This window comes from Pantoea allii (assembly GCF_002307475.1).
Lineage (GTDB): Bacteria > Pseudomonadota > Gammaproteobacteria > Enterobacterales > Enterobacteriaceae > Pantoea > Pantoea allii.
Genome location: NZ_NTMH01000028.1, coordinates 1 through 11,720 on the forward strand (window position 1 = coordinate 1; position 11,720 = coordinate 11,720).

The 11,720-nt window shown below is 49.4% G+C and carries 10 protein-coding genes; 6 read left to right on the forward strand and 4 right to left on the reverse strand.

From position 1 onward, the window contains the following. On the forward strand, nt 1-229 hold a 229-nt coding region (locus CMR03_RS25365; RefSeq protein ID WP_208625015.1), incomplete at its 5' end, for a hypothetical protein. A 687-nt stretch (nt 230-916) separates the two neighbouring features. On the opposite strand, the gene CMR03_RS09185 is transcribed toward CMR03_RS25365, so the two are convergent. The 3 genes from CMR03_RS09185 to dapC form a co-directional block, all read right to left on the reverse strand. After that, on the reverse strand, nt 917-1,783 hold the full coding sequence (locus tag CMR03_RS09185) for a RepB family plasmid replication initiator protein (protein ID WP_029571168.1): 867 nt from the start codon (nt 1,781-1,783) through the stop codon (nt 917-919). Between the two features lie 386 nt (nt 1,784-2,169). Next, on the reverse strand, nt 2,170-2,373 hold the full coding sequence (hha, locus tag CMR03_RS09190) for a hemolysin expression modulator Hha (RefSeq protein ID WP_072005118.1): 204 nt from the start codon (nt 2,371-2,373) through the stop codon (nt 2,170-2,172). 862 nt (nt 2,374-3,235) lie between these two features. Beyond that, nucleotides 3,236-4,438 carry a succinyldiaminopimelate transaminase gene (dapC, locus tag CMR03_RS09195; RefSeq protein ID WP_029571167.1) on the reverse strand — a complete coding sequence of 401 codons (1,203 nt, stop codon included), beginning with the start codon at nt 4,436-4,438 and terminating at the stop codon, nt 3,236-3,238. A 567-nt stretch (nt 4,439-5,005) separates the two neighbouring features. Here dapC and CMR03_RS09200 point away from each other — a divergent pair. Together CMR03_RS09200 and CMR03_RS09205 are read left to right on the forward strand one after the other, a co-directional pair. After that, complete coding sequence (locus tag CMR03_RS09200; RefSeq protein WP_029571166.1) at nt 5,006-5,797, forward strand: transporter substrate-binding domain-containing protein; 792 nt, start codon at nt 5,006-5,008, stop codon at nt 5,795-5,797. A 463-nt stretch (nt 5,798-6,260) separates the two neighbouring features. After that, nucleotides 6,261-7,574 carry a DUF1173 family protein gene (locus tag CMR03_RS09205; protein WP_029571165.1) on the forward strand — a complete coding sequence of 438 codons (1,314 nt, stop codon included), beginning with the start codon at nt 6,261-6,263 and terminating at the stop codon, nt 7,572-7,574. A gap of 439 nt (nt 7,575-8,013) precedes the next feature. Here the strand turns inward: CMR03_RS09205 and CMR03_RS09215 are convergent. Continuing rightward, a protein-coding gene (locus CMR03_RS09215; protein WP_085980264.1) for an IS3 family transposase occupies nt 8,014-9,182 on the reverse strand; the annotation gives its coding sequence in 2 pieces (ribosomal slippage) (nt 8,014-8,933 and nt 8,933-9,182; 1,170 coding nt in all). Between the two features lie 46 nt (nt 9,183-9,228). Here CMR03_RS09215 and tnpA point away from each other — a divergent pair. Genes tnpA through tnpC form a run of 3 tightly spaced genes read left to right on the forward strand, consistent with a single transcriptional unit; the run spans nt 9,229 to nt 11,661 of the window. Further along, nucleotides 9,229-9,717, forward strand: coding sequence for an IS66-like element accessory protein TnpA (gene tnpA / locus CMR03_RS09220; protein ID WP_096011357.1), 489 nt, complete (start codon nt 9,229-9,231; stop codon nt 9,715-9,717). Continuing rightward, nucleotides 9,714-10,061, forward strand: a complete 348-nt coding sequence (tnpB, locus tag CMR03_RS09225; RefSeq protein WP_063881273.1) for an IS66 family insertion sequence element accessory protein TnpB — start codon at nt 9,714-9,716, stop codon at nt 10,059-10,061. The genes tnpA and tnpB overlap by 4 nt, the downstream gene beginning before the upstream one ends. A 19-nt stretch (nt 10,062-10,080) precedes the next feature. Then, a complete protein-coding gene (gene tnpC, locus CMR03_RS09230; protein ID WP_096011320.1) occupies nt 10,081-11,661 on the forward strand; it encodes an IS66 family transposase in 1,581 nt (526 codons plus the stop codon). The last annotated feature ends 59 nt before the right edge of the window (nt 11,662-11,720 follow it).

Sequence of the window (11,720 nt, forward strand, 5' to 3'; positions counted from 1 at the left end):
AGTTTCAGAAGTTTCAGAAGTTTCAGAAGTTTCAGAAGTTTCAGAAGTTTCAGAAGTTTCAGAAGTTTCAGAAGTTTCAGAAGTTTCAGAAGTTTCGAAGGTCATTCATGCGTGCTTCAATAAGTTTGGCGGAGGCACAATTTTAATTAAAACTGAGTGCGGTTATTTCGGTAGAGAAGATGAAAAGTCTCATTTACTCAACCTTTTAGACAATACACGTCTGAAATAGGAGACTTGCAACCTAAAGCATCTTGAACTAAGCAATAGATCGTGTGTGCTGGCGGGATACCGTTGTCATGAAAGAGAATGTGCGCAGGCGGAATGTCATTTCCCAAAGGAAAATGTGTGCTGGCGGGTATTAAAAAGCACAGGACTTCAACATATGTGCTGGCGGTTCTGCTTACAGGCAGTTCCTCTAAAAGCCGTCTATAACGGGCTATATGAAGCAACTGACTGATAAGGTGGACGCCCATTTACTTTGCAGAAGCAAAGAAATACAGGCTGACAGGCTATTTTCTTCATTTTGGATACAGAAATGTGTGCTGGAGGGATACGAGTTCAAGTGAAACTTAAAAATGTGTCATGGCCGGTTAAGCCCGTCCGAAAGTCACGATCATGTGTGCTGGCGGGAAACTGAGCTTCAGAGACTTCAGAAAGTGTGTGCTGGCAGGATAGGTTTTCCTGAATGACTCATAATTATGTGCGTTAGCGGGAGATTAATGTGTGCTGGAGGGGATCAGATGTGCTTAAAATACCCGATTGTGTGTGCTGACGGGCTGCTGTTAAGAGTCAAAGCCCTTAATATGTGCCCTGACAGGTTTCCGGAACAATGCATTGCCTGAGCATGTGCGCTGGCGGGATAGAATAATTGCTGTTCTGAAGTGGAGGGCTGTCTAAGGCCCCCGATAGCACACATTCAGATGTCAGCCGGTTTAAGTTTTGGATTACGTTTATGAATAATAACGAAATTTTCCCGCGCTTTACGAACCAGTGAGAATTCCAGGTAACCTATCTTTTGTAACTGCTCAAGCGCTTTTTTGATTGTGCGGTTTTGTTCGCTTACAGAACTGCTAAGAGAGAGACGTTCACGTAAACGTGAAAAGCTTACCGGAATAGGATTGGCTGGAAGGCTTTCAATGAAAGTGTAAATAGCCTGAGCCGCTTCCTTCTTAGGTAGTGCTTTGATTGCATGTTGCTGAAGAAGGACTCTGTAATCCAGCTGAAACAGTTCCCAGAGTTTTTCATCCGCTTCAAGCTGGACGATATCTTTTTCAGCATCAAAGTAGCCTGTTTTCAAAAGCCCTGTCTGATAACTTCCCTTAGCATCACGTCCACGTTTGAAAGAGATTGATTTATTACGTAATTTCCCCAAAGATTCATGGATCGAAAGGCGCAGCCTGCCGTCTATACGTTTAGCAGAAAAACCACACCCTTTAGCAAACTCAGTGAATTTCAGTTCAATTTTATTCGATGTCAGTCCGTGTCGGCCGAAAGCATAGATAACTCCTATCCACACTTTGAAGTCACTATCCATATCCAGTCGCGGACCTGAAATGTTGATATGATCGTAACCTTCAGCCCGGGCAATCTCCAGTTGTGAAAACAATTCCGAAGCATCAACAATATTGTTTTCACCCTGTGATTTCGTGGGTTTAGGAACAAAAACACCAAGGCGCATCAATGCCACGGGCTGAACAGTATTGTTAGAATTAACTGTGAGCTGTTTTTCTTTACTGACCATGTCACTATAAAGTGCATCGCCAATGAATGACTTATCTGTCATATAGTTATCTCAACTCTGCGTCACAGGATCTTCCTGTTATTAAAAATGGCTTATATCCCAACAGCACACACACTACATCCCAACAGCACACATTACCAGCCCACCAGCACACACGATTTTCCCGTCAGAACACATGTTTATCCCGCCACCACACATCATAAAAGTGCTTCAGGCCTTATGTGGCAGGGCCTGAGAGACAGCGGGATCTTTTAGGAGCTAAAAGGATCTAAATTGGTAAGTTATTGGATCGAGCCTGTGCAAATGTGGATAAACGATCTTCTTTGCTAACGCGCCTGCGGCTTGTTCAACTGAAGGCGCGCACACAAAGAATTTGTGTGTGCGCCGTCAGTTACCGGTAAAATCTTGCTGCTACTCCATGCAGTCTCTCATTTAACGAATTTCCATACGTGTGGCGGAACGCGATCAAACAACTTTCCCATTGTCAATTCAGCCTTACGATGATCATATGCTGAGTTAATTGCGAACTCTTCTTTCGAGTCACCTTTGTATTTCAGGTGCTCATATACAGTCTCCAGCGTATCAATCGAACGACAACGTCTGAATCGCATCAACCAATCTGTTTTTGTCATTTTTCCCTTATGCCAGCTCTGACCTGCAGGCGGGCTTTCACAGGACTGCACCGCTCTGGTACTAATCATATATTTTATACGCCCAGGTGCCGGTTCTGCCGATGTGTCTCTGTACGGATTTACAAATGTGCCAGTAGCAGAAGCGCTTGAAAAGCTATCAAAACGGGGTGTACTCGTAAGATGGTGGTTGATGAAAAAAAGTCACGGCAGCTGGTTACTGATTATGGACTGGCCGGTTCGGGTGTTCCGGTCACAAAGCATAAACATTAAAGTATTATGCATAACGAATTTATAGTGGCAGGAAACAATGGTATGTGGACAGATACATAATGGAGTCCATTTTCTGGGTCTGAGGGACGCCATGAGCCTGTGAAAAAAACGTCGGTGTTCTCAGTAAGGATCTGCTCAGCGCTAAAGAAAGGAAATGGTCAACCATCACGCCACGCTCTGCCATCATCTCCTCGAGGTTATGCAGGCTCATTGCAAACAGACACATGGGCAGGCAACATCATAAAAAAAGAATGTTACATGATGAGCCACATAACGAGATAGAACTTAACAGGGAGGCTCTGCCTCATCCTCAGGCACCTTTAGCAAAGCCATCTGGGACATCCCTGGCTTGTAATACAACCGGTATTAGCTATAAAAGAGCAGACAGAATTAGAGCAACACGGAAAATATACAAATCCCGAGAGGCATGTTGACCAAAAGTTGGTCGGAGTGAGGCGCAAATGTTAAAAATGAGATTTTTTTAAATTTTTATATGAGCTTCATATGCTTGAAACCTGACCAGAGAGAATTAAGGATAGCCAGTGGTATCTAAATTTGATACCACTGGCTAGTTTACGTTTGTTATAAGTACTTAAATACGATAGGTAGACATAAAATCCCGTATGCGTATTGCCGCTTCCACACATTCTGCAACAGATGCAACCAATGCCATTCGAACCCAGCCTGAGCCCGGATTGATTCCGTCAACCTCCCGCGAGAGATAGGAACCTGGAATAACCGTAACATGTGCATGGCGAAAGAGTTGACGGCAAAAGTCTGTATCGTCGCCAGGAACTTTTGCCCAAAGATAAAAGCCTCCGTCAGGCTTGTTCACTTTAAGAACGGGGGTCAGAATTTCCAGAACCGCGTCAAACTTTTCCCGGTAAAGAGAACGGTTGTCGCGAACGTGTGTCTCATCCCGCCAGGCAGTGGCGCTTGCTAGCTGGCTGTGCACCGGCATTGCGCAGCCGTGGTATGTGCGGTAAAGCAAAAATGCTTTGAGAATTTCTGCATCGCCAGCCACAAATCCAGACCTAAGACCCGGAAGGTTTGAACGTTTTGAAAGACTGTGGAAAACAACACAGCGCTTAAAATCGCTTCGGCCAAGTTCAGCACACGCAGTCATTAAGCCCGGAGGAGGCGTCAGTTCGTCAAAGTACAATTCGCTGTAGCATTCATCAGCTGCAATAATAAAATCGTATTTATCCGCAAGGCTAATGAGTGATTTCAGTGTTTCGAGAGGAATAAGTGCACCGGTAGGGTTGCCGGGGGAACACAGAAAGACAATTTGACAACGTGTCCAGATATCTGCTGAAACAGCCTCAAAGTCAGGAATAAAACCATTACTCTCAAGGCATGGCAGGTAATGCGGAACAGCGCCAGCAAGGATGGCAGCACCTTCATATATCTGATAGAAAGGGTTTGGGCTGACCACCAGGCCATCGACATTCGGTTCAACAACGGCCTGGGTAAAAGCAAACAATGCTTCACGTGTCCCGTTTACCGGAAGAACGTGACGGCTGGCATCAAGCCATCCTGCCGGAACGTCAAACCTCTGTTCACACCAGTTTATGATTGCCTCGCGCAATGCAGGAATACCCAAGGTAGCGGGATACACCGACATCTTATCAATACTGGCGATAAGCATTTGTTTGACCAGGTCAGGGGCCGGATGTTTAGGCTCTCCGATCGACAATGATATAGGCGTGTGATTTTCATCAGGTTGAACCTCAGCAAGCAAAGCTCGAAGTTTTTCAAACGGGTAGGGGTGAAGTTGTTTCAGCGCAGGGTTCATATTGGCCAACACTCCAGTGTTTCTGAGTTGAAGGAAATTTCGTGACGCAAGCCACAAATCCTTCTTAGAGACCACTCTTTATCATGATCGTTCTCATTCGCTGATTTTTCTGAACACTTCAGAATTCGAAAAAAGCCACCCTCTTTTGCCTTAAACGTGGCCCGTAATGTATCTTGCTAAGACCATATACACTAGGTATATACACGATAGTGTGACCACACCAGTACACTCTAAAATTTTATTTATATATATGTATTAAAAGGAAAAAATATTTATTCTTTAATCATTCCTGCAGGCAGGAAAGTATACTACCCCATCAAAAATTTAGGCATATTTTTACGGCAATTTAGTCATCAGGTACCTTGAAAAAAAATAATTTTTTTTACATTTTGTAATGAAATAGTCACTTAAAGTTATAATTTTTTTATGTAGATTAAATTCTTGCTAAACCGGATGAAGGGAAGGACATCGAGCAGTGTCGTCAGTGAAGTAGCACATGCTCAGACATAAGTTTGGCGAACTAAGGCTACTGCTCTTAATCCAGAGCGATTTTAAAATTTAATAGGAATGATTATCGTGTTAAGTAAAAATAATTGGCTGCGAATTATTGTTCTTCTGACTCTGTCACCAGCAGTTTTAGCAGATCGGCTGACATTACGTGTTGGGGTTGATTTGACTTATCCTCCCTTTCAAAGTGCCGAAAAAACAGGGCAACCAGAAGGATTCGATATTGACGTGACCAATGCCATTTGCAAATCGATCAATGCAAAATGTGACTACGTAGTCAATACGTTCGACGCTCAGATACCGGCGCTTCTGGCAAAAAAAATTGATGTTATTTCCCCACTAGGCGTCACACTAAAAAGGATGAAAGCCATTGATTTTAGCGATTATGTATTCCATGTGCCGACACAACTCGTAGCCCGGAAAGATCTTTCCCTTTATCCTCAAGCAGATAAGCTGAGGGGGAAAAATATTGCCGTCCAACAGGGATCGATTCAAGAGGCCTATGCCAACAAATACTGGCTTCCTGCTGGTGTTAACATTAAGAGTTATCCTGATCAGGATGCCATCTACCAAGATTTATATGCAGGTCGTGTCGACGGCGCGCTGAGTCCGTCAGTAGGAATTATGTTTGGTTTTTTAAAAACGCCGGAAGGTCAGAATTTTGAACTTAAAGGACCAGAGGTGACCGACGATAATCTATTCAGTGCAGGGTCGGCATATGGGATTCGTAAAAATGATGACCAGACTAAAAGATTAATCAACAAAGGGATAAAAAATATTATAAATGATGGTACTTTTGAAAAACTTAAAAAACGCTATTTTGGTAATATAGACCTGAGCGTGAAAAAATAGTGCAGGATGGCAAAGGTAAGCAAACGTTCTATGCTCGGTCTCAATGCAATTGAACTGTTTTTTAAAACCCTTCTACTGTTTCTGGTCATTATGTTCAAGCTGTTTTCATAGGTAACTTTCTTTGTTATATATGCCTAATCAGGCAGATAATCTGCGCTGACTATGATTTCAATCTTAGAGGGCATTATTACATTCTCATTTTACTATTTTTTCTACAACGGCATATACAGTATCATGCAAAATAAATATATTATGGTTGATGGAGGCACGGTATAAACGTTGTCATTGAATTACAATACATCAGCAGAGAAACGTAATGCCGAGAATGGGCTGGTTATGAAAGACGATTCATTCCTAGTAAAGATATCAGAGAGATTTAACCGGCTTTGGGAGGAGTCATCACCTGTGTAGTGCTGCTATTCATAAATGATAAAGGACGTATAACCAGCGGTGGGAACTGTATATGGCAAAGAAAAAATTTTATCTGGTTCACTTCACTGGTCAGCGGGGCCAGCAGGAGGCGTCTGAGGATTTCCAGCAGAATGAAACATCCATCTGGCAGCGCTGGCTCAAACACTCCCGGGATAATAAAAAAACCACAGTGGTGACCTGCAGGTGTCTGCCGGCAGAAAACGATCCGGTTAGGAGGCGGCTGAAGGTTCATTACTCCCGGGATACCGAACGCTGCTGGCTATCTTCATACGCATTCACGGGTAATGAGCATAAACCTGACTGCCGGTTTTATTCGGTGTGGTCTGATGAACGTCAGGCAGAGATTTATCAGGGGGAAGCGGTTCGTGCCGCAGCGGATGGCACCATTGTGGTCAGACTGCCCACGGGCCTCCAGAAAAAGGCACCTTCTGATGCAAAAACGGCTGAAAACGCCTCAGCCGACGAACCGGTGAAACGCAAACGGCGGCCATCGATGAGCCTGCTGGGGCTTCTGCACCTGCTGTGGGAGCAGTCTGGTATTAATGTCTGTCATCCCGCTTTCGATAAAAAGAAGCGCTCCCCTGGCTGGGTGAGCTGGCGCCTGCAGCACACGGCTGTCCGGATTCGTATTGGTCGCGTGCCGCTGGAAGAATCCCTGCTGCTCATGGCCATGAAGGGTACTCAGCAGGTTATCGCCAACCGGGAGCATCTGAGATCGGCCGAAAAAAACAAAAGGCGACTCATTGTGGTTTCCATGCTGGCTGGCTGGAGTGAGGCCGCTGAAGCACGGCTGAAGACTATGCTGCCGCTGGGGCTGTTTTCTGGCTTTCCCGATCTGGTTATGCCTGAAGACGTTCGTCTTCGCCTGGAGCGAAGCTTTAGCCGAGAGCTGAGCGACTGGCGCAGAGGAATGAAAGTGATGGTTATCACTGAAACGGAGCAGCCTGAAACATCGTTCAGACACATTGACGGGCGCAACCGGCCGTCCAGCTGCAGTACCGTGATCGATGTGGCACTGATGACGGTCAGCCCACGCTTTATTCCGCTGGATTCCAGCTATGAAAGTGCTGTGGAAGAAAAGCTGTGGCAGGAAAAACGCGCCTTCATCAAGAAGCTGCGCTACGACGGCGAGGATGGCGTATTTCCGGATTTCGTACTGAAGGACGTTCCTGGCGTGGATGCGCTGCCGATGGAAGTCTTCGGCATGAACACGCCGGAGTACCTGCTGCGTAAGCAGGATAAAACCTCTCACTATGAATCGGAATATGGGCCGGGCCGTTGGTGGTCCTGGGAGGCGACAGTGAGATCAGAAATACCGGCGTTCCCGTCCTGTTCGGCAGAATAGCTACTCAGAAAATTAAGTCTGGTGTACCCAATGAATTCAGATGTAGAAGTTGTGAGCGATTTCAAAATCGAGCGTCATGACTGGCATGATCCTTTAGTAGAGGCATGCTGTAATTTTGTAAAGTTCAAGGACGACCTGGACCTCTCGAACCGTACATCCTGTGTTCATCCGTTTCTCGTCAGGAAGCTGAGGTGGCTACTCGGATATTATGAACCCTCGGAAAAAATGATTAAACATAGGCGGCCGCGTCGCAAAGCCACTGCGACCTACCCTTCTCATTTTATGCATTTTGCGCTTCCTTTCTTGTGCGATAGAAGTGCTGAAATGGGAGAGTATGAAAAACGGTTCATTCACCCTCAGCTTGTTGTATCGGGCTCATATCGCAATTATAACCACGGTCATTTTGGAGGTTACGCAGATAATCGCCCGGATGTAGTGGTCAACTAAAACTGGCCACCGCTTTAGAGTTTTTCCAGTATCGGTTTTCCGATTCGTTTGGGGGTAACCCACCGTTATAGTCATGCGGCCTTAGCGAGCTGTAATACCCGACGATATAGTCTGTGATCGCATGTGCAGCTTCGCTAAAGTTTATATAACCTGTCACTGGCACCCACTCGTTTTTCAGACTTCTGAAGAAGCGTTCCATCGGGCTGTTGTCCCAACAGTTTCCACGTCGGCTCATACTCTGCCTGATCCGGCAACGCCACAGTAACTGCCGGAACTGCCTGCTTGTATAGTGGCTACCCTGGTCACTGTGGAACATCACTCCGGCTGGTTTACCGCGAGTTTCCCACGCCATTTCCAGTGCTTTGATGGTCAGCCTGCTGTCCGGTGAGAATGACATTGCCCAGCCCACCGGTTTTCTTGCGAACAGATCGAGAACAACAGCGAGGTAAGCCCAACGCTTGCCTGTCCAGATATACGTCACATCGCCGCACCATACCTGATTAGGCTCTGTCACTGCGAACTGTCGCTCAAGGTGATTCGGGATAACGATGTGTTCATGACCACCACGTTTATACCGGTGGGTAGGTTGCTGACAACTCACCAGCCCCAGTTCTTTCATGAGCCTGCCGGCAAGCCAGCGTCCCATTCTGAAGCCTCTCAGGGTTGCCATAATCGCGATACTTCTTGCGCCAGCAGAGCCATGGCTGATGTTATGCAGTTCCAGAACCTGACTGCGTAACACCGCTCGCCTGCCGTCTGGCTTTTCGGGGCTTTTTTCCCAGTATTTGTAGCTGCTGCGATGAACCCCGAACACGTGGCAAAGTGTGACCACAGGATACTGCGCTCTGAGTTTCCCGATTAACGAGAACTGTTCAGGGAGTCTGACATCAAGAGCGCAGTAGCCTTTTTTAATATGTCGTTTTCCATTTCAATGCGTTGTAGCTTTTTCTTCAGCTCGCGTATTTCAATCTGTTCCGGGGTTATAGGGGAGGCTTTAGGTATTTTGCCCTGTCGTTCATCCCGCAACTGCTTTACCCATCGCGTCATGGTAGAAAGACCCACATCCATAGCACTGGCCGCAGCTGCAACGGTGTAGTTCTGATCAAGGACCAGTTGAGCTGATTCGTGTTTAAACTCTGCGCTGAAATTTCTTTTTTTCATTGGGACACCTGTGTTGTTCTGAGATGAGCATATCACCTCTATTCAGGTGGCCAAATTCAGTAAACCACTACATTTTCGCCGTACGGGTATTAACTGGCCGCTGCCCGAAGACTACACGCCGGAACGGCTTGATGAGGAGCTTTACGCTTTCAATCTGGAAACGAATCTGCCCGTAAAAAAGCGGCGCCCGGACTGGCCGCTGGAGTTCAAAATCCGCATGGCGGAGCTGAGCCTGCAGCCGGACGCCTGTGTGGCACAGCTGGCCCGGGAGCACGGGGTCAACGATAACCTGGTGTTTAACTGGCGCAACCTGCACCGTCAGGGCCTACTGGACCCCGCCACGCGCGCCGGGATGATCCCCGTCATGGTTGAGCCTTTTCCCGTTCCGGTCAGGCAGAGCAGTGGGGTTCCGGATTCGCCCCCCGTTATCAGCTGTAAGCTGACGCTGCCCGGCGGCACCCTGAGCCTGACCGGCCCCGTGACACCGGACTTGCTGCGGGCGCTGGTCAGTGAGCTCCGTGAGAGTGAGGTATGATTAGCTTTCCGTCAGGCGCGCGCATCTGGCTGGTTGCCGGCGTGACAGACATGCGCTGCAGCTTCAACGGGCTGGCGGCGAAGGTGCAGAACACGCTGCGGGCAGACCCGTTTGGTGGCCATCTGTTTATCTTCAGGGGCAGGCGCGGCGATATGGTGAAAATCCTCTGGGCCGATGCGGACGGCCTGTGCCTGTTCACCAAGCGCCTGGAGCGGGGGCGCTTTGTCTGGCCGGTGAACCGGGACGGCAGGGTGCACCTCACGCAGGCCCAGCTGGCGATGCTGCTGGAAGGTATCAACTGGAAGCATCCGCAGCGGATAAATCCTCCTGGCCTGCGCATCTGAACCGGCGTAATGTGAATGCATGGAACGCTCACTCTCTGCAGAAAACGCCCGGCTCAGGGCGCTGCTGGACACGCAGCAGCGAAGCCTTGAGCAGATGGCCGAATACAACCACCTCCTGTCACAGCGGGTGGCGGCCTACGCCAGCGAAATCAGCCGCCTGAAGGCGCTGGTTGCGAAACTGCAGCGCATGCAGTTCGGCAAAAGCTCCGAAAAGCTGCGTGAGAAAACGGCACGTCAGGTGCGCGAGACTGAGGATCGCATCAGCGCCCTGCAGGAGGAAATGGCGGAGGTCCTGGGTGAGCAGCATGACCCGGCACTCCCGCAGCCGCTGCGCCAGACTTCCGCCCGCAAACCTTTACCGGCCTCGCTTCCCCGTGAAACCCGCACGCTGACTCCGGAAGAAACCACCTGTCCGGCGTGCGGCGGAGAGCTCAGCGCGCTGGGCTGCGACGTGTCGGAACAGCTGGAGCTCATCAGCAGTGCCTTCAGGGTTATCGAAACGCAGCGGCCGAAGCTGGCCTGCCGCAGGTGCGACCACATCGTTCAGGCCCCCATGCCGTCAAAACCCATAGAGCGCAGCTACGCCGGCCCCGGCCTGCTGGCGCGCATTGTCACGGCGAAGTTCGCCGAACACACGCCTCACTACCGACAGTCGGAGATATACAGCCGCCAGGGCGTGGAGCTGAGCCGTGCCACGCTGGGGCGCTGGTCCGGCTCGGTCAGCGAACTGCTGGAGCCGCTGTATGACCTGCTGCGCCAGTACGTACTGATGCCGGGTAAGGTGCACACCGACGATATCCCGGTCCCGGTACAGGAGCCTGGCAGCGGCAAAACGCGCACTGCCCGTCTGTGGGTGTACGTGCGGGATGACCGCAACGCCGGGTCGCATCTGCCGCCGGCGACATGGTTTGCATACTCACCGGACCGGAAAAGTATCCATCCACAACAGCATCTTGCCGGGTACAGCGGCATCCTGCAGGCGGATGCGTACAGTGGCTATAATGCGCTGTACGAAGACGGCCGTATCACCGAAGCGGCCTGTATGGCGCATGCCCGGCGAAAAATCCACGACGTCCATGCCCGCACGCCGACCGGCATCACCACCGAAGCGCTCCGGCGCATCGGTGAGCTGTATGCCATCGAGGCGGAAATAAGGGGCAGCCCGGCAGAGGAACGGCAGGCAGCCAGAGAAGCCAGAAGCATTCCGCTGATGCAGTCGCTGTACGACTGGGTGCAACAACAGATGACAATACTGTCGCGCCACTCCGACACGGCAAAGGCATTCACGTACCTGCTGAAGCAGTGGGACGCGCTGAACCTTTACTGCCGTAACGGATGGGCGGAAATGGACAATAATATCGCGGAAAACGCATTGCGGGGCGTTGCCCTGGGCCGGAAGAACTGGCTGTTTGCCGGTTCAGACAGGGGCGGAGAACGTGCTGCTGTTCTGTACTCACTGATCGGAACCTGCCGGCTGAACGACGTGGATTCCGAAGCGTGGCTGCGCTACGTGCTCAGCCACATTCAGGACTGGCCAGTGAACCGGCTGCGCGATCTGCTGCCGTGGAAGGCCGATTTTACCTCCGCTGTTTTGACCTGACCCGGTTATGGCACAGAGCTGAATTTAATCTGACAGGCTGCTCTGTGCCAGAAGCGGAC

Excerpts from the sequence above, each read along its gene's own strand:
- hha (WP_072005118.1), bottom strand. The coding sequence starts at position 2,373 with ATGACAAAAACAGATTGGTTGATGCGATTCAGACGTTGTCGTTCGATT.
- CMR03_RS09205 (WP_029571165.1), top strand. The coding sequence starts at position 6,261 with ATGGCAAAGAAAAAATTTTATCTGGTTCACTTCACTGGTCAGCGGGGC.
- dapC (WP_029571167.1), bottom strand. The coding sequence starts at position 4,438 with ATGAACCCTGCGCTGAAACAACTTCACCCCTACCCGTTTGAAAAACTT.
- CMR03_RS09185 (WP_029571168.1), bottom strand. The coding sequence starts at position 1,783 with ATGACAGATAAGTCATTCATTGGCGATGCACTTTATAGTGACATGGTC.
- tnpC (WP_096011320.1), top strand. The coding sequence starts at position 10,081 with ATGGAACGCTCACTCTCTGCAGAAAACGCCCGGCTCAGGGCGCTGCTG.
- CMR03_RS09200 (WP_029571166.1), top strand. The coding sequence starts at position 5,006 with ATGATTATCGTGTTAAGTAAAAATAATTGGCTGCGAATTATTGTTCTT.
- tnpB (WP_063881273.1), top strand. The coding sequence starts at position 9,714 with ATGATTAGCTTTCCGTCAGGCGCGCGCATCTGGCTGGTTGCCGGCGTG.